Genomic DNA, 24,661 nt, shown 5'->3' with positions numbered 1-24,661 from the left:
CTGTCTTGTTTCAGACAACTTAAATGTTTTTCAAGCTGTTTTTCAGGCCGTCTGAAAAGCCTGCTGCAAGCCGGATATTATCTGCCGCCGTTGGCAGCAATGCCTTTCGGCTCCTCGGGCTTGCGCAATCCCGTAAGCCGTTCGGACGGCGCATCGATATCGACACGGGCATAGGCAGTGCCTGCAAAATCTTTGCCCGCGCTGCCCGATAACGCTGCGGTGATGGTGTGGTTCATGGTGTTTTCCTTATTGATTGCGGCAGTTATGTTTCAGACGGCCTCAAAGGCTTGGCAGGCCGTCTGAAAGAAAAAAACGGTTCATCTGAAACCCGCATTATTTCTCCAACGCCGGTCAAACCGCAGCCGGCGGCGGCCGGTATTTTCAGACGGCTTCAAGGCTTGGCAGGCCGTCTGAAAGGACGAAAGCGGTTAGCCTGAGCCCGCATTATTTCTCCAATACCAGCCAAACCGTGGCCAGCGGCGGCAGGGTCAGGCTCAGCGACTGCGCCCTGCCGTGCGATGCGGCGGCTTCGGTGCGGACGATCCCGCCCTCGGCCGTGCAAACGCCGCTGCCTTGGTATGGCAGGCCGTCTGAATTCATCACTTCGCGGTAGGTGCCGGCTTCGTTTACGCCGATGCGGTAGTGTTCGCGCACCACGGGGGTGAAGTTGCTCACCACTATCAAGCGGTTGCCTTCGCGGTCGCGCCGCTCGAAAGCAAACACGGAATGGTTGCCGTCATCTGCCACCAGCCACTCGAAGCCTTCGGGCCATTGGTCGAGCTGGTAAAGCGGCGCGTGGCTGCGGTAGGTGTGGTTGAGATCGCGCACACAATCCTGCACGCCTTTGTGCCACAGGCCGCCGTGGGCTTCTTCGAGCAGAAACCAATCGAGCGGTTCGTTGTAGTTCCATTCGCGGCCCTGGGCAAATTCGCCGCCCATAAACAGCAGTTTCTTGCCGGGATAACCCCACATAAAGCCGTAGTAGGCGCGCAGGTTGGCAAACTTCTGCCAGGCATCGCCGGGCATTTTGGCCAGCAGCGAGCCTTTGCCGTGCACCACTTCATCGTGCGAGAGCGGCAAGACAAAGTTTTCGCTGTATTGGTACATCATGCCGAACGTCATCAGATTATGATGGTATTTGCGGTTGATCGGGTCTTCTTTCATGTAGCGCAGGGTATCGTTCATCCAGCCCATGTTCCATTTGTATTGGAAATTCAAGCCTTCGGCGCGGGTAACGTTGGCAAACGAGGTGGATTCTTCGGCGATTTCGGCGGCGGCGGGCGTTTCGCGCTGCAACATGGTGTTGGTGTCGCGCAGAAAGTTGATGGCTTCGAGGTTTTCGCGGCCGCCGTATCGGTTGGGTATCCATTCGCCTTCTTTGCGCGAATAGTCGCGGTAAATCATCGAGGCCACGGCATCCACGCGCAGGCCGTCAAAGCCGAACCGCTCTATCCAGTATAGCGCGTTGCCTTGCAGGTAGTTTTTCACTTCGGTGCGGCCGAAGTTGTAAATCAGGGTGTTCCAGTCTTGATGGTAGCCTTCGCGCGGGTCGGCGTGTTCATACAGCGGCGTGCCGTCAAAATGGTTGAGACCGTGGTCGTCAACGGGAAAATGCCCCACCACCCAGTCGAGTATCACACCTATGCCTTCATTGTGGGCGGCCTGCACCAGCGCCTGAAGCTGCTGCGGCGAGCCGAAGCGGCTGGTGGGCGAATAAAGGCCGGTGGCCTGATAGCCCCAAGAGCCGTCAAACGGGTATTCCGACACGGGCAGAAGCTCGATATGGGTAAAGCCCATGTCTTTCACATAGGCCACCAGCTCGATAGCGAGGTCTTCATAAGTGAGCCAGAAGTTGTTTTCGAGGTTGCGCCGCCACGAGCCCAAATGCACTTCGTAAATGCTGATGGGGCTGTCGATGGCGTTGGCTTGGCGGCGGAACGCGGGCTCGGGCATTTTTTCGGGCAGGCCGCGCACCACCGAGGCAGTGGTGGGGCGCAGCTCCGAGGCAAAGGCAAACGGGTCGGCCTTTTGGCGCACATTGCCTGCGGCATCGCGTATTTCGAATTTATACAGGGCATTGAACGGCACGGCAGGGATAAAGATTTCCCAAATGCCGCTGGCGGCGTGGCGGCGCATCACATGGCGGCGGCCGTCCCAATTGTTAAACTCGCCGATCACCGAAACGCGCTGCGCGTTGGGCGCCCACACGGCGAAATTCACGCCGGCCACACCGTCAAATTCGGCCAAATGCGCGCCCAGGGCTTCATAAGGGCGCAGATGGGTGCCTTCGGTGAGCAGCCATTGGTCGATTTCCTGCAAATGCGGGCCGTAGCGGTAGGGGTCTTCGATTTTTTCAGACGGCCGCTCTGCGCTATATTGCACGCTCAAGGCATAATCGGGCGCGCCCTCGCGCAGCACGGCGGCGAAAAAGCCCCGATTGTCGAGTTTTTCGGCCGCCGCAATCAGCTTGCCGCTGCCGCGTTCCACAATATCCACCGCCAACGCATCGGGCACCAGGCAGCGCACCACTTCGCCGCTGTCCGGCAGCCTGTGCCTGCCCAGATAGGCAAACGGGTTGCCGTGGGTGGCGCAAAACAGGCTGTCGATGGTGCCGCGCTCTTGATCATCGAGCGGCGGATAGGTTTGGGTTTGGCTGTTTTTTCTCATACGGACCTCGTTGAGCATGGCGAGCTGCTGCTCGATGAAAGGGTGTTTGGAAAAGGCTTCGAGAGGCTGAGGCAGTTTGCGCGCCCAGTTGGGATAGCCTTCGGCGATGCCCGGCACGTTGAAATTTTCGGTCATGCCCAGCAGGTTTTCGATTTGCACCGCATAAAGTATGCAGCGGCTCTCGGCGCCGAAACGGTGCACGGCATGAATCATCGCGGCATCTGCCTGTTCAGACGGCCGGTATCCGCAAGGCAGACAGTGTGTTGCTTTCAGCGCGCGGATTAAATCTTCTTTATCGTGCCCGCGCTGCTGCAAGGCCGTCTGAAAAGCAGTTTCGTCCGGCAGCGCGCCCAGGGCATACATAGTTTGCAAATCGCTGCCCGCCCACCAGCCCGCCAGCGGGGCCACGTCGTGGGTGCTGGTAACGCACAACGCCTGCTGCGGGTAATGCTCGGGCAGCTCGAAGCCGTGGTCGCGGCGGCTGAAATACATCACCTTGTATGAAAAAATGCGGTAACGCTCGAGCAGGCGGCGGGTGTCGTCCGGCACGGTGCCCAAATCTTCGCCCACCACCACACAGCGGTTGCGGTGGCTTTCGAGCGCGAGAACGGCAAACAGGATTTCCTGCGGATAATGCACATAGGCACCGTTTGCTGCCGGCGCGCGCAGCGGCTCTTTACCGTGCGCCGCACCACTTCCACCGCCGTGCGCCAAACTGCCCGCATCCACGCCGGCGGCCTGCTGCGGCACCACCCACCACAAACGGTTGAGCGACATCACATGGTCTATGCGCAACACGCCGCAATGGCGCATGTTCTCGCGAAGCACGGCAATAAATTCGCGGCAGCCGCTGCGGCGCATTACCACGGGGTGCCACGGCGGCAGGTTCCAATTCTGCCCCAACGGCCCCAGCGGGTCGGGCGGCGCGCCCACCGACATTTCCATGCAGTATTGGTTGCGTTTGAGCCAGGTGTCGGCTCCGCCGCGCGCCGCGCCCACGGCCAAATCGCCGTAAAGGCCGAGCCGCACGCCGTGTTGCGCCGCCGCTTCTTCGGCCTGCCGCAGCTGCACGGCGCACAACCATTGCAGCCATTGGTAAAAACGGATTTCGCCCGCGTGCGCCTCTGCAAACGCCTGCACCGCTGCACTTTGCGGCAGATGAAATTCAGACGGCCACGCCCTCCAGCCGCGCTCCCCGCCCGCGCCGCCGTAATGTTGGTCTAAGGCCTCAAACAGGGCAAAGCCGTGAAGCGCTCCGCCTTTTTCTTCTGCAAACTGCTCAAAGGCCGTCTGAAAAGGCTGCGCGGCGCGGCTTGTGCTTTTTTCAAAGTCGGCAAACACCAGCAGCAGCGCTTCTTTTTTCAACGCCCACACCGCCGCATAATCCACCGTTTCCGCCGCGCGCACCGCTTCAATGCGGCTTTGCACCTCGGGATTTTCCAGCCACTTGCGCGCTTTGCGGGCAAAACGATATCCGCCGATGATGCCGCCCACATCGAGATACACGGCATTCAGCCACAGGCGCGATGACGGGCTGTAGGGGCTGGCGAAATCCGGCCGCGAAGTAAACAGCGCGTGCAGCGGGTTGATGCCGATAAAATCCAAGCCGCGCCCGCCGCAGAAAGCCGCCAGCCGCGCCAAATCGCCGAAATCGCCCACGCCCCAGTTATGCGCCGAGCGCAGGCTGTAAAGCTGCACGGCCAATCCGTTCATGCGCCCGCCGCCTGCCGTTTCAGGCGGCCGGTAGGCGTGTTCGGGCGCGGCCACCACTAAAACGCGGTGTTTCAGACGGCCTTTGCGAACCGTTAAACGGTAATAGCCGCTCTCTAACGCCGATAAAAAAACAGCAGACCGGCGGCCGTCTGAATCCGATGCCGTAACCGTCTGCTGCTCATCATATTCGTTGGTTAAAGAGTAGCCGCTGTAATTTTCGAAACCCGGCGGCAAAACAATCTCGGCAGGCTGCCGCGCCGTTACCGCCGCCACATCGTCAAACTCCCCCTCCGGCACACCTGTTTCCAAGCGCGCAAGCAACGCTTCCAGCACCGCTTCTTCAGCCGGGTGGTAAACGCCGTTGATGTCGTGGTAGCCCGCAGCCACCCCGCAACGGGCGGCACGCTCAAAAACCGAGTGATTGCTCATATTCATTAATATATTGTTTGTGAAGTTAATTTTTTGTTTAGTGCAGCTTGGGCAATAGTAATATAAATCTGCCGTTTTGTCGTAGGTAATTTCGTGTAGCAAGCGGATTAACTGATATAGGCCAAATCCAACACAGCCGCCTGAATCTGAAAACGTTTTCAAGGTTAATACCGGTTAACCCGCATACGCGTATTATTTAAAGAAATTAACCTGATTGCACAATCAGCGCGCCTGTTGCCATATTGTTTTACCGGCTGCAAACCCTATGTGCAAAAGCGTTGCCAAAAGTGCGGGTAACGCTTTTTTGTCGGGAAAATCCAGAGGGCGGCAAAACCGCCAAGCCGTTATTTCAGCCGTGGCGGCCGCAACACTGCCCGGGAATCTCTGCAAAACCCTCAAAAGTTTATCTGCCGTTATCGGCCCGGCAAGTCCGCTATGCTGCCCGCACGGGCAGGCTTGCCGGGCCGATAACGGAATTCAGCCATTTCAAACGGCCTCACAATAGTTTTGCCAAGACTCCAACCGATAAAGCCTTAACTGCCTTTGGGCTTTCAAACGGCCGCCGCTCCGCCGCGTGCCGGCTCTCAGCCCAAAATATGCTAAGGCCGTCTGAAAAATATTTTCAGACGGCCTTTGTTTTCAGAAATGCCTGCAGGGCTTTTCCCAAACTGAAATTCAAAAACAAAATTCAAAGCTGAAAAACGCTGAAACCGCCGTTATCTGCTTGGCGGTTCTGCCGCGCCACCCTCGATGTTCTCCGGCGTTTCGCTGCCCTGCTCCGGTGCGGTTTCCAAAAACTCGTCCACCCCGCGCCCGCAGCGGGTTTTCTTTTCGTTGAGTGTGGCTTTGAGCAAAGCATCGTTCTGCGGCAGCGCGGCGCGTTCGGCTTCGTGGTGCCACAAGTGGTAGGCTGCACCGCCGAATTTGAGGTTGTGCCGCTTCATGCCGCTATGGTAGCAGCGGGCGGCAAATTCGCTGTCTTCCCGCCCCCAGCCGACAAAATCGTTGTTGAATCCGTTCACGGCCAGCGCATCATCGCGGAAGAAACCCATATTGCAGCTTTTGATGCCTTTGTGCCCGCGGTTGCCGCGCCCGGCCAGCAGCTTCGACAATTTGGGCAGCCGCAGCGCGGAAAGGCGTTTTTTGATACCGCTGCTGTAAAACGACAAATCGGGCAGCGGCAGCAGGCGCTCGGCCAGAATTTCTTCGGTGCGCTGCCGGGAAACCAGCACGCGCGTGCCCTGAATCAAGCGGCCTTTGCGGGCAACGGCGGCATGGTCGGCGATAAACGAAGGGTCGAGCACCATATCGCCATCGATGATAATCAGGTAGTCGGACGAAGCGGCGGCAATGGCGCGGTTGCGCGCCCGGGCAGCGCGGAAGCCTTCGTCTTTCTGCCAGGCGTGTTTGACCGTTACCGGGCTGGTTTGGGCGAATCTGCCCACCACTTCGGTGGTGCGGCGGTCGGAGCCGTCGTCGGCGATGATGATTTCCTGCGGCAGGCGGGTTTGCGCGAGGGCGGATTTCAACACCAGTGCCAGTGCATCGGGGCGGTTGTAGGTGGTGACAATCAGCGACACGCTCATATTGCGGTTGTGTTCGTAGAGTTTGATATATTTGTAATACGAACCCTGGGCGTTGGCGGCGGAAATCATCAGGCCGTCTGCGCCGTAGAAAATGCCCCGTTTCAGAAAATAGTTTTTCAGAAACGCCGTGCCGCCGTGCAGCAGGGCTTTGAACACGGAAGAAGTTTTGCGGTAGCGGTTTTCTTCGGCATAAAGCGTGCTGTATTGCTGCATTTTCTGAATCAGCCCTTCGGCGTTTTGAAACGAATAATGTTTCAGACGGCCTTTGAGCGAGCGCAGGTGGTTTTGCTGCCCGATTTGCAGCGATTCGTGTACGCGCCGGTTGTTGAAACCGGCATAGTTGCGGTGGTAGAGGCGCGGCAGAATATCGGGATACCAGCCGCAGGCTTTGATCAGGCGGCCGTTATAGTGGTTGAGGCGCGAAAGGGTGTAAACGGTGTTGGGGTCGTTGTGCTCCACCGCCGCGCGTATGCTTTCGATTAATTCACGATCGGGCACTTCATCGCTGTCGATGCTGAAAATCCAGGGGTGTTTGGCCAGGGAGGCAGCCAGGTTTTTCATGGGGCCGAAACCGGTGAACCCGTGTTTGCACACGCGCACGTTGGCAAACCCTGCCGCAATTTCAAGCGTGCGGTCGGCCGAGCCGTTGTCCAGCAGCAATACTTCGTCAAAATCGGCCAGCGCGGCAAGCACTTCGGCCAGATAACGTTCGGAATTTTTAACCAGCATGGTTGCGCTGGCGGGTATTTTTTGTGTCGGCATAATCAAACCATTGCAGGCCGTCTGAAAACTTTTCAGACGGCATCTGTTGTGATGAATGTTGCTTGGCACCGGGCAAACTGTAGTGAATCGGCTTTGTGCCGGCACCGGGCAGGCCGCAGGAAATAATCAAAGTTGTACGAAACCGGCTCTATCGCCGCTTCGGCCGCCGGCCAAACCGTTTTCTTCGAAGCGGAGGCGCGGCAACGGAAATAAAGCGGCTTCACCACCAACCGGAGCGAAAAAACGCGCCGCCCGTTTCGTTCACCCGCTATATTTTTCCGACAGCCACGCCAGCGCCTGTTTGGCGGCTTGCTGCTCGGCGGTGCGGCGGCTGCCGGCTTTGGCGGTGGTGATGCAGCCCAGCTCGCCCAAATCGCAGGAAACGGTAAATTCAGTGTGGCAGCCCTCGCCGTGCTGCGCTTCGATGCGGTATTTCGGCAGAGCCAGACGGCGCGCCTGCAAGGTTTCCTGCAACAGGGTTTTGGCATCTTTGCCGCCCTGCCCTTCGGCATCGGCACCGGTCACCCGCTGCGCAAACAGGCGGCGCACGGTTTGCTCGGCGGTGTTGAAACCGGCATCGAAACTGATGGCGGCAAATATGGCCTCCAGCGCATCGGCCAGAATCGAAGGCCGGTTGAAACCGCCGCTTTTGAGTTCGCCCGACCCCAGAAACAGCGCCCCGCCCACATTCAGCGAAACGGCAACGCCAGCCAATGTTTCTTGGTTGACCAGATTGGCGCGCATACGCGAAAGGCGGCCTTCGGGCAGCTCGGGAAAGGTTTCAAACAGCATTTTGGCAACGGTGTAGTTGAGTATGGCATCACCAACAAACTCGAAACGCTCGTTGTTGCGTGAGGAAAAACTGCGGTGGGTGAGCGCCTGCTCCAGCAGCTCGGGGCGTTGGAAAGTGTGGCCGAGCCGCTGCTGCAACTGTTGCAGCGCAGGCTGTTTGACGGGGTCGGGCTTCATGGGGTTCTTTCGTTTTCTTCAGCCCGAATGCTTTTCCACACTTTAATAAAAGAATCAAAACGAAAATGCAGAAAAGGTTTAAGGCTGGTTAATCGTTACCGGCTGGAGATATTTCGGACGGCTTTGCATAAAGGCAGATATTTTTACCATACAAAAGCTTCAGGCCGTCTGAAACGCTGATGGTTTTCAAACGGCCTGCTATTGTATAACAAATGTTTATTTGCCCAAAGCGGCCAACACTTGCGCCTTCACGGCTTCAACGGCCTGTGTGCCGTCCACTTTGATGTATTTTGGCGCGCGCTCGCCGGTGATTTGGCTGTAAAAACCGATTAATACGGCGGTTTGCCCGTGATACACCTCAAGGCGTTTTTTCACCGTTTCTTCTTTATCATCATCGCGCTGGATTAAATCTTCGCCGGTTACATCGTCTTTGCCCTCGGTTTTCGGCGGATTGAACGCAATATGGTAGGTGCGGCCGGAGGGCAGATGCACGCGGCGGCCGCTCATGCGGTTTACAATCACCGCATCGGGCACATCGATTTCCACCACCGCGTCCAAATCCACGCCCGCCTCCACCATTGCTTCGGCCTGCGCCAGCGTGCGCGGAAAGCCGTCAAACAGAAAACCGTTTTTGCAGTCGCCCTGGGCGATGCGCTCTTTCACCATGCCGATGATGATATCGTCCCGCACCAGGCCGCCTTCATCGATGATTTTTTTCGCTTCCAAACCCAAAGGCGTGCCGGCCTTAATCGCCGCACGCAGCATATCGCCGGTGGAAATCTGCGGAATGCCGAAAGCGGCGGTGATAAATTGCGCCTGCGTGCCTTTGCCCGCACCCGGTGCGCCAAGCAGTAATACTTTCATGTGTGTTCCTTCAAACAAGTTGGTATGGCGGATAACCTTACTCCGGCGCAAAGCGGCAGGCCGCAGGCAGTATGCAGAAATCCGACCGCAGGCTGCCGCGCCGCATCAAAGCAAGTTTATCTGCCATAGGGGCAGAAATATTGCGGTATCTATCTTAATATGGTTGGCCGGTTGTGGAAAGGCCGTCTGAAAAGCAGATGAAAACTTTTTCGGGCAGGGGCGATTTATGCGATAATCTGCCCGAAATTTCCAACCGACATTCCACACGAGAACATCATGGCAGACGAAAAAAACAAATCCGAAAAAAACAAACCCGATGATAAAAGCAAAGCCCTTGCCGCCGCGCTGGCGCAGATCGAAAAAAGCTTCGGCAAAGGCTCCATCATGAAGATGGACGGCAGCCATCAAGACGAAAACCTGGAAGTGATTTCCACCGGCTCGCTCGGTTTGGATTTGGCCTTGGGTGTGGGCGGCCTGCCGCGCGGCCGTATCGTTGAAATCTTCGGCCCCGAATCTTCGGGCAAAACCACGCTGTGTTTGGAAGCCATCGCCCAATGCCAGAAAAACGGCAATATCTGCGCCTTTATCGATGCCGAACACGCCTTCGATCCGGTTTATGCGCGCAAACTCGGCGTAAAAGTGGAAGAGCTGTATCTCTCGCAGCCCGACACCGGCGAGCAGGCGCTGGAAATCTGCGACACACTGGTGCGCAGCGGCGGCCTGGATATGGTGGTGGTGGATTCGGTTGCCGCGCTGGTGCCCAAAGCCGAAATCGAGGGCGAAATGGGCGACAGCCATGTCGGCCTGCAGGCCCGCCTGATGAGCCAGGCATTGCGCAAACTCACCGGCCACATCAAAAAAACCAACACGCTGGTGGTGTTTATCAACCAAATCCGCATGAAAATCGGCGTGATGTTCGGCAGCCCCGAAACCACCACCGGCGGCAACGCCCTCAAATTCTACGCTTCCGTGCGCCTCGATATCCGCCGCACCGGCCAGATTAAAAAAGGCGATGATGTGTTGGGCAACGAAACCAAAGTGAAAGTGATTAAAAACAAAGTCGCCCCGCCTTTCCGCCAAGCCGAATTCGATATCCTCTACGGCGAGGGCATCAGTTGGGAAGGCGAACTTGTGGATTTGGGCGTGAAATACGGCATTGTTGAAAAATCCGGCGCATGGTATGCCTACAACGGCGCCAAAATCGGCCAGGGCAAAGACAATGTGCGCGTGTGGCTGAAAGAAAACCCCGCAGTTGCCGATGAAATCGATGCCGCAATCCGCACCAAAGCGGGCACCAACGTGCAGATTACCGAAGGCAGGCTCGATGAAACCGATGGCGACGCGCCCGAAGAATAAGCCGCCGACTGCAATCAAGCAGGCCGTCTGAAACCGTTTTCAGACGGCCTTTCCCCACCCGAACCCCTGAAAACTGCTATACTCCGTGCATTTTCCCGCGCCGGGTTCCGCAGCGGATTGCGTGGAACCAAACCAAGCGGCGCACCGCAGGCCACACCGGTATGCAACCGCACGGCTGCCGCACCTGCGGCCGATAAACTGCCGCAGCGAACCCGCTTATTTCCGCTGCAACAGCAAGCCGCAGGCAATACAAAACCTAACCGCCTCCGCCCCGGCAGCCGGCAAACCGCTCTCTTTGAGCCAAAGCAGATTCACCACAAACAGATCCGTTCTGCATCAGTGCCCGATTCAATCCACCAAGGCCGTCTGAAACATGATTAGCAAACAAGAATACCAAGCCCAAGCCGCCGCAGGCTACAACCGAATCCCGCTGGTGCAGGAGCTTTTGGCCGATCTCGACACCCCCCTGTCGCTTTATCTCAAACTCGCCAACCGGCCCTACACCTACCTGCTCGAATCGGTGGTGGGCGGCGAACGTTTCGGCCGCTATTCCTTTATCGGCCTGCCCTGCCGCACTTATCTCAAAGCATCGGGCAAACACGTTGATGTGTATCACAACGGCGAAATCACCGAACAGTTTGACGGCAACCCGCTGCCTTTCATCGAAGCCTTCCACGCGCGCTTCAAAACACCCGAAATCCCCGGCCTGCCCCGCTTCACCGGCGGCCTGGTCGGCTATTTCGGCTATGAAACCATCTACCACTTCGAACATTTCGCCCACCGCTTTCAAAACAGCGGCAAGCCCGACACCATCGGCACACCCGATATTTTATTGATGCTCTCGCAAGAGCTGGCCGTGATCGACAATCTTTCCGGCAAAATCTACTTAATCGTGTATGCCGACCCCGCAGAACGCAACGGCTACGAAACCGCGCGCGCGCGGCTGGAAGAGCTGCGCACCCGCCTGCGCCAAAGCTGCGCCATCCCACTCTCGCTGGGCAGCCGGAAAACCGAGCCGCAGCATGAAACCGGCAAAGCGCGTTATCAAGAATATGTGCGCAAAATCCGCCGGTATATTCTCGATGGCGACTGTATGCAGGTGGTGCCCAGCCAGCGCATGAAGCTCGAATTTCGCGACAACCCGCTCAGCCTCTACCGCGCCCTGCGCACGCTCAACCCCTCACCCTATCTGTTTTACTACGATTTCGGCGATTTCCACATCGTTGGCTCCTCGCCCGAAATTCTGGTGCGCCGCGAGCGCGGCAACGTTATCGTGCGCCCGATTGCCGGCACGCGGCTGCGCGGCAAAACCCCGGCCGAAGATGCCGCCAACGAACAAGAACTGCTCGGCGACGCCAAAGAAATTGCCGAGCATGTGATGCTGATTGATTTGGGGCGCAACGATGTGGGGCGCATCAGCCAAACCGGCCGAGTGTCGGTTACCGAAAAAATGACGGTAGAACACTATTCGCACGTGATGCACATCGTATCCAACATAGAAGGCCGTCTGAAAGACAACACCGCCAATATGGATATTCTGGCGGCCACCTTTCCGGCGGGCACGCTCTCCGGCGCGCCCAAAGTGCGCGCGCTGGAAATCATTGAAGAACTGGAGCCCGCCAAACGCTGCATCTACGGCGGTGCGGCCGGCTGCTGGGGGTTTAACAACGATATGGACTTGGCCATCGCCATCCGCACCGCCGTGATTAAAAACGGCACGCTCTATGTGCAGAGCGGCGGCGGCATCGTTGCCGACTCGGAAGAAGAAGCCGAATGGCAGGAAACCCAAAACAAAGCCCGCGCAGTGCTGCGGGCGGCGCAGATGGTGCAGGAGGGGTTGGATAGGTAAAATTTTAAGTAGGATGCATCTTTTCAGACGGCCTTTAAGTTTACGGATAAGGCCGTCTGAAAATCCCAATCCTCAAACCGAAAGAATTTATCAGACCGCAAAATGTATTCAGAAACATAAAAACCGTCATTCCCGCGCAGGCAGGAATCCAGAACGTTGATTTTCTGAAATTTCTTAAATTACAGATATACAAAGGTCTGAATTCCCGCCTGCGCGGGAATGACGAAATTGGGTACAGTATCAGCATAAAAACCATTTGGCACAGGGTTTTACTGCGCAATACAACGTGAATCAGCTGGTTTGGTACGAACTGCATCCAACAATAGAAAGTGCCATCGGTAAAGAAAAACAGCTTAAAAAATGGAACAGGCAATGGAAGTTGCGCCTGATTGAAGCAAACAATCCGACTTGGTGCGATTTATGGTCTGAAATTATGGAATAGCCGATGGTAAATCGCGGCGTAATTTTATTTTTACTGTCATTCCCGCGTAGGCGGGAATCCAAAATATTGATTTTCAGAAGCCTTTGAAAATTGCAGAAATCCGAAGATCTGGATTCCCGCCTACGCGGGAATGACGGAGTTAACGTAACCAAAAGAAAAGCAAAGTCATATACGCAGCAAAAGCAGGCAACAGCAGTTTAGGCCGTCTGAAAACTTTTCAGACGGCCTCCCGATAAAAATCTTGATACAAACAAAACCATGCAAAACACCCCCATCCTCCCTCCCGCTATGCTCGGCATTCTCGGCGGCGGCCAGCTCGGCCGTATGTTTGCCGTTGCCGCCAAAACCATGGGCTACCGCGTTACCGTACTCGACCCCGACCCCGGTGCGCCGGCCGCCGAATTTGCCGACCGCCATTTGTGCGCGGCATTCGATGATGCAGCCGCGCTGGACGAGCTGGCGAAATGCGCTGCGGTAACCACCGAATTTGAAAATGTGAATGCCGATGCGATGCGCTTTTTGTCGCAACACACCCGCGTGTCGCCGAGCGGCGACTGCGTTGCCGTTGCCCAAAACCGCATTCAGGAAAAGGCGCGGATTCAACAAGCCGGCCTGCAAACCGCGCCCCATCAGGCCGTCTGCAAGCCCGAAGACATCGGCAAAGAGTGCGAAGCGCTGCTGCCCGGCATTCTGAAAACCGCCACGCTGGGCTATGACGGCAAAGGCCAAATCCGCGTGAAAACTTTGGACGGGCTGCGCGCCGCGTTTGCCGAATTGGGCGGCGTAGCCTGCGTGCTGGAAAAAACGGTGGATTTGCGCGGCGAGATTTCGGTGGTGGTATGCCGTCTGAACAGCGAAAACGTGCAGACTTTCGACCCTGCCGAAAACATTCACGAAAACGGCATTCTCGCCTATTCCATCGTGCCGGCGCGCTTCAACGCCGATATCCAGCAGCAGGCGCGGCAGATGGCGCGCCGTTTGGCCGATGAGTTAGACTATGTGGGCGTGTTGGCGGTGGAAATGTTTGTGGTGGGCAGCACACACGAATTGGTGGTAAACGAAATCGCCCCGCGCCCGCACAACAGCGGCCACCACACTATTGATGCCTGCGCCGCGAGCCAGTTCCAGCAGCAGGTGCGCCTGATGTGCGGCCTGCCGCCGGCCGATACCCGCCTGCTTTCCGCCTGCTGCATGGCCAATATTTTGGGCGATGCATGGGGCGCAAACGGCAGAGAGCCAAACTGGCTGCCGCTGCAAAACCACCCCGCCGCCCATCTGCACCAATACGGCAAAAAAACTGCACGCAAAGGCCGCAAAATGGGGCATTTCACCGTGTTGGCCGCCGATGCGGATGCGGCGTTTGAAAGTGCAAAAACGCTGCACGGCAGTTTGTAAAGCACGCGCATGAAAAGCCGAAGGCCGTCTGAATTATTTTTCAGACGGCCTCTCGCGAACCAGCTTAAGTTATGCACGTCATACTCGGGCTTGACCCGGGTATCCCATATTACTGAAACCCAAGATACTCTATCCGGCTCACAAGCCCAGTTCGTTTAAAAAGCGCACATCGTCTGCCCAGCCCGATTTCACTTTCACCCACACTTTTAAAAACACTTTGCAGTCAAACAGTTTTTCCATATCCAGCCTGGCTTCGGTGGATATTTTTTTCAGTTTTTCGCCGCCTTTGCCGATCACGATGGGCTTTTGGTTTTCTTTATCCACCAAAACGGCAATATAGATATGGTAGATGCTGCTTTCTTCTTTAAACTGCTCGATTTCCACATTCATGGCATACGGCAGCTCTTCGCCCAAATAGCGGAACAGCTTTTCGCGCACGATTTCGGCGGCGAGAAAGCGGCTCGATTTATCGGTAACCATATCTTCGGGATAAAGCGGGGTTCCTTCAGGCAGAAAAGGCTTGATCGCGTGCAGCAATTGGGCGATGCCCAGCCCGTGTTTGGCGCTGACGGTTTCCACTCCGGCAAACTGAAACTCGGCACGCACGTTTTCGATAAAGGCAGCCAGCTCAAGCGGCGATTTTGCTTTGGACAAATCGATTTTGTTCAACACCAGCAACACGGGAATATGTTTGGGCAGCAGGCGCACCACCCGGCGGTCGGCTTCGGTGAAGCGCATGGCTTCGATAACGAACACCACCGTGTCCACGCCGCCCATGGCTTCGGTAACGTTTTGGTTGAGACGCTTGTTTAAAGCATTACGGTGTTCGGTTTGAAAACCCGGCGTGTCCACAAAAACAAACTGGGCGGTATCATCGGTGTAGATACCGGTTACTTTGTGGCGGGTAGTTTGTGCTTTTTTGCTGGTGATGCTGATTTTTTGGCCGATTAAATGGTTCATCAATGTAGATTTGCCCACATTGGGGCGACCCACTATCGCGACAAAACCGCAACGGTAGCCGTTGGCATCAGACAGATTGGCAGAAATATTTTCGTTCATGCGTTTTCTTTCATATTTTTCAGACGGCCTGATGTCTTTGCAAAAATACCCTCAGGCCGTCTGAAAGGTTTCAATATTGTGATGCCCGCGCACAGGCATACGGCCGGGAAATACTGAAGCTCAGGCCAAACGAGTTTCGGTACCCAATGCCCGAATTCCGCCCCGAAAAATGGCGGCAGACAAATTTGTTGCGCTTTTTGAACATTGCAAAAATACCGGCGTTTGCCAAACCCGGCCGTCTGAAACGGCGGCCGCCCTACCCTGCATTTTGTATGTCCGCCAGCAGGCCGCGCCAGCGTTTCACCTGCCGGCGCACCTGCTCGGGCGCGGTGCCGCCCAAATGGTTGCGGGCGTTGAGGCTGCCTTCGGGGGTGAGCACTTCATACACGTCTTCGCCCACCAAATCCGAAAAACCCTGCAGCACATCCAGCGGCAGCCCGCTCAAATCCACACCCTGCCCATCAGCATGGCGCACAGCCAGGGCAACCACTTCGTGCGAGTCGCGAAACGGCATGCCTTTTTTCACCAGATAATCGGCCAAATCGGTGGCGGTGGCAAAACCCTGCATCACGGCGGCGCGCATGTTTTCGGGCTTGACGGTTACGCCGCGCATCATATCGGCATAGATGCGCAGGGTGTCGATTAAGGTATCGGCGGTGTCGAAAAGCGGTTCTTTGTCTTCCTGATTGTCTTTGTTGTAGGCCAGCGGCTGGGATTTCATCAGCAGCATCAGCGCGGTGAGGTGGCCGATAACACGGCCTGATTTGCCGCGCACCAGCTCGGGCACATCGGGGTTTTTCTTCTGCGGCATGATGGAAGAGCCTGTGCAGAAACGGTCGGCAATATCGATAAAGCCGAAGCGCGGGCTCATCCACACAATCAGCTCTTCGGAAAGGCGGCTCAAATGCACCATAACCAGGCCGGCGGCGGCGGTAAATTCAACGGCAAAATCGCGGTCAGACACGGCATCGAGCGAGTTTTGGCAGATGGCTTCAAACCCCAGCAGCGCGGCCGTGGTTTCGCGCCGGATGGGAAAGGTGGTGCCGGCCAGCGCCGCCGCACCCAAAGGCATACGGTTGACGCGCCTGCGGCAGTCGGCCATGCGCTCGAAATCGCGGCCGAACATTTCCACATAGGCCAGCATATGGTGGCCGAAGCTCACGGGCTGCGCCACTTGCAGATGGGTGAAACCGGGCATCACCGCTTCGGCGTTTTGTTCGGCCAAATCGATTAATGCACTTTGCAGATCGCAGATAAGGCTCTGTATATCGGTGATTTGGTCGCGCAGCCACAGGCGGATGTCGGTGGCAACTTGGTCGTTGCGGCTGCGGCCGGTGTGCAGGCGTTTGCCGGCATCGCCGATTTTATCGGTGAGGCGGCGTTCGATGTTCATGTGCACATCTTCCCAATCCAATGACCAAGTCATCTGGCCCGATTCGATTTCTGCTATAATGCCGGCCATTCCTTTGCGGATGGCGGCAAGGTCTTCCGCACTCAACACACCCGCTTCGCAAAGCATCTGCGCATGTGCCAGCGAGCCTTGTATATCCCACTTTGCCAGGCGTTTGTCGAAACCGACTGAGCCTGTATATTTTTTTACCAACTCGGATACAGGCTCGTTAAAACGGCCCGACCAGGTTTTGCCATCGTTCATCATCCGCTCGCTTGCTTATCGCATTATTTAGGGGTTTTATTGCAAAGATGCCTATTATACGTCAAATACACTCTTGGTTTGCAGTGCCGGATTTACGCAATTTCGGCACCATTGCGCGCTTGGTGCTGACCAGCATGCTGGCCTTACTGCTGTTTCCGCTGATTAACCATTCTTCTGAAAACTATCTCAGGCAGGTTTACGAGAATGCAGCCTGGGCAGCACCCACGCTGCTGCTGATTCTGATAAAAGGTTATGCGCTGGCAAACAGGTTTTCAAACGTTACCGAATCCAGATTCGGCGTACCAATCGTACACCTTTCCAACCTTTTGCTGTTTGTATTGGTCGATTATGTGATACTGGGCGAACGCATGGCGTTTTGGCAGCATTTTTTCCTGTTTAATTTTTTTGCTTTGGGTTTTATGTACACCGAAGCATCACGCCGTTACAGCCTGGCTCCCTCGCTTTCCGAAGCACGCCTCTCCGCGCTGACCGCCCGCATCCGCCCGCACTTTCTGTTTAACAGCCTTAACGCCGCCATCAGCCTGATCCGTCTGCGCCCCTATGATGCGGAAACCCTGCTCGAAAACCTGGCCAACCTCTTCCGCGCCCAACTGCGAGACGGCAGCCAAAACAGCACACTGGGCCAGGAAATCGAATGGGCTCAGGAATACATCGCCATCGAACAGATCCGCATGGGGCACACGCGCGTGCAGGTCATGTGGCAGCACCATGCGCCCGATGATGCCGAAACCCCCCACCTGCTGTTGCAGCCCCTGTTGGAAAACGCCGTATTCCACGGCATTGAATCCACCCACCGCCCCGGCTGTATTTCAGTATTGACCACGCGGCAGAAGCATTGGATCTATATCCGCATCGAAAACCCCTACATCCCCACCGACAGCCGGGAAAACGCCAAGCCCCACAAAGGCAACTCTATGGCGCTGCGCAATCTGAAAGAGCGTTTGGTGCTGATGTACGATAACGATGCGGTCATCAAAAGCCGCCAGCTTGACGGTATTTTCCGCGTAGATATCCGCCTGCCCTACCGCCGGAAGGCTTCCGATTTAAAGAAATTGTTCGGTTAAACGTTGCAACCGCAACCGGCCGCCTGAAAAGAGATTCAGACGGCCGGTTGTATCAAAATTCCACCGCCCTTCCCTGCGGTTGCTTTAAACCTTGGGGAGCCGGCATATAATACCGCCATATTTTCACCCGCTAAAGGAATCAAGCCATGCGTTGGCAAGGAAGAAAACAAAGCTCCAATGTGGAAGACCGCCGCGGCCAAAACAGCCGCATCGGCGGCAAAAGCACCGGCATCATCGGCATCATCGTTTTGCTGGTAGGCACCTATTACGGCGTAGATTTATCGGGCGTGGTCGGCACGCCGCAAATCGGCACTGCCGCCCCCCAAACCACGCTCAGCAGCGGGCAGGAAGCCCAATTGAACGAGCTTTCGCGCGTGGTGCTGGCCGACACCGAAACCGTATGGGCAGATTATTTCGGCAAACGCGGCAGCCGCTACACACCCGCCACGCTGGTGCTCTACACCGCCGGCACCCAAACCGCCTGCGGCACCGGCCGGGCTGCGATGGGGCCGTTTTACTGCCCCGCCGACCGCAAAGTGTATCTGGATTTGTCGTTCTACGAAGATATGCGCAAGAAACTCGGCGCATCGGGCGATGCAGCGTTTGCCTATGTGATTGCCCACGAAGTCGGCCACCACGTGCAAAACCTGCTCGGCATTCTGCCGCAGGTAAACCAGGCGCAGCAGGGCATGGGCAAAGCGCAGGCCAACGCGCTTTCGGTGAAACTCGAATTGCAGGCCGACTGCTTTGCCGGCATTTGGGCGCATAACGCCATCAACCAAAAACTGTTTGAACAGGGCGATATCGAAGAAGCCGTGGCCGCCGCCGAAGCAGTGGGCGATGACCGCCTGCAACAACAGGCGCAGGGTTACGTTGTGCCCGACAGCTTCACCCACGGCTCTTCTGCCCAACGCATGAAATGGTTCAAACGCGGTATGCAGAGCGGCGACATCAATCAATGCAATACGTTTTCTTCCAATTGAATGAGAAACAGCAAGCCCGCTGCAACACCATAAAGTATTGCCCGCTTGCCGCACCCGGCACGCCGCCTTGTGCTTATTTCATTGCATCTCGGCTATGTGCTGCCGCCCCAGGATAAATCCCGGCCACACAATATTGTTGAAAGCAAAAACCCTGCCACAAAGGCCGTCTGAACATCATGTTCCAACCCGGCAGCCCCGCCGGGTTTTCAGACGGCCTGAACGGATTTTGCCGAATTCCCGCAACAGCGCAGTTACCCGCCCGCCACTTTCTTATTGCGCAGCAGACACAGCATATCGGCGGCAACGTGTGCGGCCGCAATTGCGGTAATCTCGGCGTTATCGTATGCAGGGGCAACCTCCACCACATCCATGCCGACAATATTCAGGCCGCCCAATGCGCGGACAATGCCTAGCGCGGTATGCGAATTGAGACCGCCCGGCACGGGCGTGCCGGTGCCCGGGGCAAACGCGGGGTCGAGACAGTCAATATCAAAGGTGATGTAAACGGGATGGTTGCCGATGATGTCGTAAATGTGTTTGACGGTGGCTTCGATGCCGTTTTCGTTCACCCAGGGCGCAAACAGCATATTCATGCCCATAAAGTCGCTGTTCCAAGTGCGTATCCCTACCTGCACGGAGGTTTTCGGATTAATCAGCCCCTCTTTAACCGCTTTGTAAAACATGGTGCCGTGGTTGAGCGATTCGGGCGCATCATCGGGCCAAGTGTCGCAATGGGCATCAAAATGCAAGAGGCTCAAGGGCTTGCCGTATTTTTCGGCATGCGCCTGCAATAAGGGATAAGTGATGAAGTGATCGCCGCCGAAGGTGAGCATTTTGGCGTTGCTGCCGGTGATGATACCGAGTGCGTGTTGTTTGATGGTTTCACGTATCGTCCACGGTTGGTGGGCATCAAACCAGCAGTCGCCATAGTCGATAACGGCCAAGTCGTCAAACGGGTCGAACCCCCACGGAAACAGGTTCAACTCGGCCAGTTGTACGCTGGCGGCGCGGATGGCGGCAGGGCCAAAACGCGCACCGGAGCGGAAGGTGGTGGCCAAGTCGAGCGGAACGCCCGATACCGCCACATCCACACCGGTTAAATCGCGGGTGTAGCGGCGGCGCATAAACGATAAGGCGCCTGCATAAGTGTTTTCGATGGTGGAACCTTGCAGCGATTCGCGGCGGAAGGCACCGTCGCCGTAGATGTTTGTATTCATATTGTTTGCCCTCTTGCAAGAAATCAATATGTTCAGGCCGTCTGAAAAGGGAAAAAGGCTTTCAGACGGCCTGAAAACCCTTTTACAAAGATGCCGTCAATCGGCCTGCTTTTCCGCTTCCGCCGCCTTGCGCGCGGCCTTACGCTCTTTACGTTTGGCGCGGATGCTGCGGACATGGTCGCGGAAAAAGCGTTGGCGTTGCCGTTTTTTCCACCAAAAATACAGCAGCACCACGGCACCGATGCCGATTAAAACGAACAACCCCGATTGGAATTGGTGCACTTTGTGCATCAGCCATTCACGGTTTTCGGCGCCATACCCACCCAGATACACCCACACCGGCACTGAAATCAGCGCGGCCAAACCATCCATCATCAAAAAGCGCAGGTAAGACACTTTGCGGCTGATGCCGGCAGTGATGAAAATCGGTGTGCGCAGGCCGGGCAGAAAACGGGCGGCAAACAGCACACGGTTGCCGTATTTATCGAATTTCTCCTGCACCTGTGCATAGCGTTTCGGCGTCATCACGCGGGCAATAAAGCGTACTTTCAAAATTTTATGGCCAAACACCCGGCCGGCAGCAAACATCAGCCCGTCGCCGGCCAACACGCCCAACATCCCCACTGCCACCATCGTGTGCACGTTGGTATAGCCCAAACCCGAAATCACACCGCCGGCCACCAAAGTAACGTCTTCGGGTATCGGCACCCCGAATCCGCAGGCAAGCAGCACTAAAAACACCGCTGCATAGCCGTATTCGATAAAAAATGTTTCTAAAATCGCAAGCATGTGCTTGTCCCTTTTATGGTTGCCCGGCGGCGCAGCGTTGGAAGTGCCTGCCCATCACGGCGTTGCGTTGCGTTGCCCTGCCCCGCCTTGCTGTTGGCAGCAGATGCGGTTTGCTGCACCGGCTGCATGGAAAACCTGCCCGCCGGGATTCAGACGGCCTGAAATGATTTAAATTATTGAAAATCCTTCGGCATCTGCACCGGCTTTCCACTCTGCTTTTCCGTATCAGGCGCGGCAATACACTATAGCGGACGGCACATTATTAATTAAAGCCGTAACCATACCGCCCCGCTTTTCCCCCTGTATCCCCTGCGGCCTGCCTGCTGATTTTAAAAAGCGGACGAGCTGTAGTGAAACAATCGGTTCTGCCCCATCCTAAACGGCTTCGGTTGACTTCACTGCGGCCGTCTGAAACAGGCAGACTGCTGTTTGCTGCACCGGCAGCAGGCAGCGGCCTCTGACTCTCTCCGATAATGCCGAAGCAGCCATCCTCTAGCGGGATGGCGGCGGCCGGCTGTCAGAGGAATATCCATGCAAACACAACCGAACGGTGATATGCCGCAATCTTCGGCAAGGCGGGAATGCGGGAATAATGTGGTTGCCAAACCTGCGGCAGCGTTTGCGCCCGCAGCCGTTTTTCCCGCACGGCTGCGGATACCGCACCGTTTTCAGACGGCTTTTCCAGGCCGCTGCCTGCCTGTTTCCGTTTCAGACGGCCTGAACTATTTTCCGGCAGCATAATCGGTTTTTATGCCGTTGCGGATGACAGCGAATCTGCTTGCCACGCCGCAGCGTTGCCTGCCCTTGCGGTGCCCATGCCGCCTGTTCTTTGCAAGATGCAGCGGAAGCGGATGAATCCGTTACAGTACGGCATATCCGGCAAAAGGCCGTCTGAAAACATCAAAACGCTATGGTTGTTTTACCGCAGGCGCGGCTTTGTCTGCATGGCGGATGGCATCGGCTATGCGCTCGGCTCCCTGTCGCGCCTGGTCAATCTGGCGGGCTTCCACCATCACCCGCACCACGGGCTCGGTTCCCGATGCGCGCAACACCACGCGGCCTTTGCCTTCAAGCTCTGCTTCCACTTCGGCAAGCACATGTTTGGCGGCACCCTGCCAATCCTGCCCTTTTTGAATGCGCACGTTAATCATGGTTTGCGGAAAAGCCTGCCAGTCGGAACACACCGTCATCAAATCCTGCTCCAGAATCTGCAGCGCGGCCAGCACCTGCAAAGCCGAAATGATGCCGTCGCCGGTGTTGTGTTTGTCCATACACAAAATATGGCCGCTGGCTTCACCGCCGAGCAGCCAGCCGCGCTGCTGCAGCTGCTCCAACACATAACGGTCGCCCACTTTGGCGCGGCAAAACGCCACACCCTGCTCTTTCAAAGCCAGCTCCATCGCCATATTGGTCATCACCGTGCCGACCACGCCGCCGATTTCCACGCCTTCGCGGGCGCGGGCTTTGGCAATCACATAAACCAGGCTGTCGCCATCGTAAACCTTGCCGTTTTTATCGACCATCATCAGGCGGTCGCCGTCGCCGTCCAGGGCGATGCCGTAATCGGCTTCGTTTTGCAGCACCGCCGCCTGAAGGGCTTTCGGGTGGGTGGCACCGCATTTTTCGTTGATGTTGTAGCCGTTGGGTTCATCGCCGATGCTCACCACTTTTACGCCCAGCTCGTGAAACACTTTGGGTGCCACGCTGTAGCCCGCACCGTTGGCGGTGTCCACCACCAGCTTCAGGCCGCGTAAATCCAAATTGGCGGGAAAGGTGGATTTGCAGAATTCGATATAGCGGTCATCGGCACCGTTCACGCGGCGGGCGCGGCCGAGTTTGCCGGCAGGCAGGGTTTTCATTTCTTCATCGAGTTTGGCCTCGATTTCCAACTCGATATCATCGCTCAGTTTCACACCGCCTTCGGCGAAAAATTTGATGCCGTTGTCGGAATAAACATTGTGCGATGCGGAAATCATCACCCCCGCCGAAAGCCGCAGCGCGCGCGTGAGATAGGCTACCCCGGGCGTGGGCAGCGGGCCGGTTTGGATAACATTGACGCCGGCGGCGGTAAAACCCGCCACCAATGCGGCTTCGAGCATATAGCCGGAAATACGGGTGTCTTTACCGATAATCACGGTAGGCTTGTGTTCGCTGTCGTGCTGCACCAACACCCGGCCTGCGGCATAGCCGAGCTTCAAGACAAAACCGGGGGTAATCGGAAACTGGCCCACTTCGCCGCGCACGCCGTCAGTGCCGAAATATTTTTTTGCCATATAAAAACACTCCGTTTAATCGAATGTGGTATTGTAAAACAGCGCTGCCGCCGTATCCAGCGGTTTACAAGGTTTTGCGGTTTGCCGCCCGTGTATCATGAATCCGCCCGGCTGTGCGGCGGCCGAACCCTCTAATCTGCAGTAAGAAACAAGCTCTGCACGGTGCAACTTGTTGCACCGTGCGCCGGCGGAATCCGTTAGTTTTCGGAAAAACAAACCGGAAACGGTACAGTCAATATGGAACCGCTGCCGCCCAACCCGCCCTGCCCGATTGAAATAATCCGTCCGAGTTTAAGGCCGTCTGAAACCGAATCGGCTATAATCGCGCTTTCCTTCCAACCCGCAAACCTCCCTATGTTTTCCGAAGCCGATCAACACCTTTTCTCCCTGCGCGACATTTTGCGTTTTGCCGTCAGCCGTTTCAACGAAGCCGGGCTGCACTTCGGCCACGGCAGCGACAATGCCCACGATGAAGCCGCCTATCTGATTCTGCACACCCTCAATCTGCCGCCCGACACGCTCGAGCCCTATCTTGATGCCAGGCTGCTGCCGGCCGAAAAAGAAGCCGTGCTCAAGCAAATCAAACGGCGCGTAACCGAACGCATTCCCGCAGCCTACCTCACCCGCCGCGCCTGGCAGGGCGGGTTTGATTTTTATGTGGACGGGCGCGTGATTGTGCCGCGTTCGTTTATCTACGAACTTTTGGGCGAACCGCTGCTGCCGTGGACAGAACACGAAGAGCTGGTACACCGCGCGCTCGATTTATGCACCGGCAGCGGCTGCCTGGCCGTTCAGATGGCACACCACTACCCCGCCGCCGAAATCGATGCGGTCGATTTAAGCCTGGATGCCCTGGAGGTGGCCGCCGTCAATATCGAGCGCTACGGCCTTGAAGAACGCATCAACCTGATCCACACCGATTTGTTTGAAGGGCTGGAAGGCACTTATGATTTGATTGTAGCCAACCCGCCCTATGTTGATGCCGAGTCGGTGGCAGAGCTGCCCGCAGAATACCTGCACGAACCCGAACTGGCCCTGGGCAGCGGTTCAGACGGCCTTGATGCCGTCCGCACAATCCTCTCTCAGGCCGCCGGATTTCTCACCCCCCAAGGCATACTTTTGGTCGAGATCGGCCACAACCGCGACACATTGGAAGCCGCCTATCCCGAGCTGCCCTTCACCTGGCTGGAAACCAGCGGCGGCGACGGTTTCGTGTTTCTGCTCACCCGCAGGCAGCTTTTAGGGGAAGAATAACAAAAACACCACCGGTGAAACCATATCGTGAACCCTCTTTATTTCTGTTGCGGCGTTGTGCCTTAGTTCAAAGAGAGCGATTTTGCCAGCCATCAAAGCGGCAACAGAACTGGTTCCTTTCTGTCTATACCGTCTGCGCTCCGGCCCTTTATCAGAAATGCCGTGGATTCGCTATAGCGGCAGTAAGGCCGTCTGAAAACATTTGCTCTGAAGCATTTCCTGTTTTCAGACGGCCTCTATTTGTTAGTGAAGCCGATTGGCTTCTGCTTCGGCTCAGCTAAAGAGAACGGGTTTTGCCGGCCGCCCGAGCGGCGG

General features: G+C 56.5%; 18 protein-coding genes and 1 pseudogene. 9 read left to right on the top strand and 10 right to left on the bottom strand.

Annotated elements, in window-relative coordinates:
* Positions 1-77: 77 nt before the first annotated feature.
* A complete protein-coding gene (locus tag IR141_RS00380) occupies positions 78-236 on the bottom strand; it encodes a hypothetical protein (protein WP_167742953.1) in 159 nt (52 codons plus the stop codon).
* On the opposite strand from IR141_RS00380, the gene IR141_RS00375 reads away from it, so the two are divergent.
* Positions 228-437 carry a hypothetical protein gene (locus IR141_RS00375; protein WP_135033693.1) on the top strand — a complete coding sequence of 70 codons (210 nt, stop codon included), beginning with the start codon at positions 228-230 and terminating at the stop codon, positions 435-437. The two genes, IR141_RS00380 and IR141_RS00375, sit on opposite strands and share 9 nt — an antisense overlap.
* Positions 438-444: 7 nt before the next feature.
* Here the strand turns inward: IR141_RS00375 and glgB are convergent, their stop codons facing one another.
* The 4 genes from glgB to adk form a co-directional block, all read right to left on the bottom strand.
* A complete protein-coding gene (gene glgB / locus IR141_RS00370; protein WP_135033756.1) occupies positions 445-4,809 on the bottom strand; it encodes a 1,4-alpha-glucan branching protein GlgB in 4,365 nt (1,454 codons plus the stop codon).
* A gap of 716 nt (positions 4,810-5,525) precedes the next feature.
* Positions 5,526-7,157 carry a glycosyltransferase gene (locus tag IR141_RS00365; protein WP_135033754.1) on the bottom strand — a complete coding sequence of 544 codons (1,632 nt, stop codon included), beginning with the start codon at positions 7,155-7,157 and terminating at the stop codon, positions 5,526-5,528.
* A 261-nt stretch (positions 7,158-7,418) separates the two neighbouring features.
* Entirely contained in the window at positions 7,419-8,126 is a 708-nt protein-coding gene (gene rnc / locus IR141_RS00360; RefSeq protein WP_135033691.1) for a ribonuclease III, read from the bottom strand.
* Positions 8,127-8,342: 216 nt separating this feature from the next.
* Entirely contained in the window at positions 8,343-8,990 is a 648-nt protein-coding gene (adk, locus tag IR141_RS00355; RefSeq protein ID WP_135033689.1) for an adenylate kinase, read from the bottom strand.
* Positions 8,991-9,266: 276 nt separating this feature from the next.
* On the opposite strand from adk, the gene recA reads away from it, so the two are divergent.
* The 4 genes and pseudogenes from recA to IR141_RS00335 all read left to right on the top strand — a co-directional run bounded on the left by recA (position 9,267) and on the right by IR141_RS00335 (position 14,032).
* Positions 9,267-10,346, top strand: coding sequence for a recombinase RecA (gene recA / locus IR141_RS00350; RefSeq protein ID WP_135033687.1), 1,080 nt, complete (start codon positions 9,267-9,269; stop codon positions 10,344-10,346).
* 373 nt (positions 10,347-10,719) lie between these two features.
* The gene (trpE, locus tag IR141_RS00345) at positions 10,720-12,195 is read left to right on the top strand and encodes an anthranilate synthase component I (protein WP_135033685.1); all 1,476 of its coding nucleotides are present in this window, start codon (positions 10,720-10,722) and stop codon (positions 12,193-12,195) included.
* Positions 12,196-12,427: 232 nt separating this feature from the next.
* Positions 12,428-12,637 (top strand): annotated as a pseudogene (locus IR141_RS00340) (GIY-YIG nuclease family protein); the annotation flags it as partial.
* 258 nt (positions 12,638-12,895) lie between these two features.
* The gene (locus IR141_RS00335) at positions 12,896-14,032 is read left to right on the top strand and encodes a 5-(carboxyamino)imidazole ribonucleotide synthase (RefSeq protein ID WP_135033683.1); all 1,137 of its coding nucleotides are present in this window, start codon (positions 12,896-12,898) and stop codon (positions 14,030-14,032) included.
* A 138-nt stretch (positions 14,033-14,170) separates the two neighbouring features.
* Here the strand turns inward: IR141_RS00335 and era are convergent, their stop codons facing one another.
* Both era and argH read right to left on the bottom strand, forming a co-directional pair.
* The gene (era, locus tag IR141_RS00330) at positions 14,171-15,091 is read right to left on the bottom strand and encodes a GTPase Era (RefSeq protein WP_135033681.1); all 921 of its coding nucleotides are present in this window, start codon (positions 15,089-15,091) and stop codon (positions 14,171-14,173) included.
* Between the two features lie 256 nt (positions 15,092-15,347).
* Entirely contained in the window at positions 15,348-16,745 is a 1,398-nt protein-coding gene (gene argH, locus IR141_RS00325; protein ID WP_135033753.1) for an argininosuccinate lyase, read from the bottom strand.
* A gap of 47 nt (positions 16,746-16,792) precedes the next feature.
* Here argH and IR141_RS00320 point away from each other — a divergent pair, with 47 nt between their 5' ends.
* Together IR141_RS00320 and IR141_RS00315 are read left to right on the top strand one after the other, a co-directional pair.
* On the top strand, positions 16,793-17,830 hold the full coding sequence (locus IR141_RS00320; RefSeq protein WP_135033679.1) for a sensor histidine kinase: 1,038 nt from the start codon (positions 16,793-16,795) through the stop codon (positions 17,828-17,830).
* A gap of 146 nt (positions 17,831-17,976) precedes the next feature.
* On the top strand, positions 17,977-18,813 hold the full coding sequence (locus IR141_RS00315; RefSeq protein ID WP_135033677.1) for a neutral zinc metallopeptidase: 837 nt from the start codon (positions 17,977-17,979) through the stop codon (positions 18,811-18,813).
* Between the two features lie 251 nt (positions 18,814-19,064).
* On the opposite strand, the gene speB is transcribed toward IR141_RS00315, so the two are convergent.
* Together speB and IR141_RS00305 are read right to left on the bottom strand one after the other, a co-directional pair.
* Positions 19,065-20,030 carry an agmatinase gene (gene speB, locus IR141_RS00310; RefSeq protein WP_135033675.1) on the bottom strand — a complete coding sequence of 322 codons (966 nt, stop codon included), beginning with the start codon at positions 20,028-20,030 and terminating at the stop codon, positions 19,065-19,067.
* Positions 20,031-20,126: 96 nt separating this feature from the next.
* Positions 20,127-20,819, bottom strand: a complete 693-nt coding sequence (locus tag IR141_RS00305) for a DedA family protein (RefSeq protein ID WP_135033673.1) — start codon at positions 20,817-20,819, stop codon at positions 20,127-20,129.
* 531 nt (positions 20,820-21,350) lie between these two features.
* Between IR141_RS00305 and IR141_RS00300 the strand changes: the two genes are divergently transcribed.
* Entirely contained in the window at positions 21,351-21,560 is a 210-nt protein-coding gene (locus tag IR141_RS00300) for a hypothetical protein (protein WP_135033671.1), read from the top strand.
* 167 nt (positions 21,561-21,727) lie between these two features.
* On the opposite strand, the gene glmM is transcribed toward IR141_RS00300, so the two are convergent.
* Positions 21,728-23,092 (bottom strand): phosphoglucosamine mutase, encoded by a 1,365-nt coding sequence (gene glmM / locus IR141_RS00295; protein ID WP_135033669.1) that lies wholly within the window; start codon positions 23,090-23,092, stop codon positions 21,728-21,730.
* A gap of 354 nt (positions 23,093-23,446) precedes the next feature.
* Here glmM and prmB point away from each other — a divergent pair, with 354 nt between their 5' ends.
* Positions 23,447-24,346 (top strand): 50S ribosomal protein L3 N(5)-glutamine methyltransferase, encoded by a 900-nt coding sequence (gene prmB / locus IR141_RS00290; RefSeq protein ID WP_135033751.1) that lies wholly within the window; start codon positions 23,447-23,449, stop codon positions 24,344-24,346.
* Positions 24,347-24,661: the final 315 nt, after the last annotated feature.

It is taken from the genome of Neisseria sp. 19428wB4_WF04 (genome assembly GCF_015235335.1).
Lineage (GTDB): Bacteria > Pseudomonadota > Gammaproteobacteria > Burkholderiales > Neisseriaceae > Neisseria > Neisseria musculi.
Note: the sequence above shows the minus strand (reverse complement) of the source record. Positions and strands in the feature narration are given on the sequence as shown.

Excerpts from the sequence above, each read along its gene's own strand:
- IR141_RS00380 (WP_167742953.1), bottom strand. The coding sequence starts at position 236 with ATGAACCACACCATCACCGCAGCGTTATCGGGCAGCGCGGGCAAAGAT.
- glgB (WP_135033756.1), bottom strand. The coding sequence starts at position 4,809 with ATGAGCAATCACTCGGTTTTTGAGCGTGCCGCCCGTTGCGGGGTGGCT.
- IR141_RS00365 (WP_135033754.1), bottom strand. The coding sequence starts at position 7,157 with ATGCCGACACAAAAAATACCCGCCAGCGCAACCATGCTGGTTAAAAAT.
- rnc (WP_135033691.1), bottom strand. The coding sequence starts at position 8,126 with ATGAAGCCCGACCCCGTCAAACAGCCTGCGCTGCAACAGTTGCAGCAG.
- adk (WP_135033689.1), bottom strand. The coding sequence starts at position 8,990 with ATGAAAGTATTACTGCTTGGCGCACCGGGTGCGGGCAAAGGCACGCAG.
- recA (WP_135033687.1), top strand. The coding sequence starts at position 9,267 with ATGGCAGACGAAAAAAACAAATCCGAAAAAAACAAACCCGATGATAAA.
- trpE (WP_135033685.1), top strand. The coding sequence starts at position 10,720 with ATGATTAGCAAACAAGAATACCAAGCCCAAGCCGCCGCAGGCTACAAC.
- IR141_RS00335 (WP_135033683.1), top strand. The coding sequence starts at position 12,896 with ATGCAAAACACCCCCATCCTCCCTCCCGCTATGCTCGGCATTCTCGGC.
- era (WP_135033681.1), bottom strand. The coding sequence starts at position 15,091 with ATGAACGAAAATATTTCTGCCAATCTGTCTGATGCCAACGGCTACCGT.
- argH (WP_135033753.1), bottom strand. The coding sequence starts at position 16,745 with ATGAACGATGGCAAAACCTGGTCGGGCCGTTTTAACGAGCCTGTATCC.
- IR141_RS00320 (WP_135033679.1), top strand. The coding sequence starts at position 16,793 with ATGCCTATTATACGTCAAATACACTCTTGGTTTGCAGTGCCGGATTTA.
- IR141_RS00315 (WP_135033677.1), top strand. The coding sequence starts at position 17,977 with ATGCGTTGGCAAGGAAGAAAACAAAGCTCCAATGTGGAAGACCGCCGC.
- speB (WP_135033675.1), bottom strand. The coding sequence starts at position 20,030 with ATGAATACAAACATCTACGGCGACGGTGCCTTCCGCCGCGAATCGCTG.
- IR141_RS00305 (WP_135033673.1), bottom strand. The coding sequence starts at position 20,819 with ATGCTTGCGATTTTAGAAACATTTTTTATCGAATACGGCTATGCAGCG.
- IR141_RS00300 (WP_135033671.1), top strand. The coding sequence starts at position 21,351 with ATGCAAACACAACCGAACGGTGATATGCCGCAATCTTCGGCAAGGCGG.
- glmM (WP_135033669.1), bottom strand. The coding sequence starts at position 23,092 with ATGGCAAAAAAATATTTCGGCACTGACGGCGTGCGCGGCGAAGTGGGC.
- prmB (WP_135033751.1), top strand. The coding sequence starts at position 23,447 with ATGTTTTCCGAAGCCGATCAACACCTTTTCTCCCTGCGCGACATTTTG.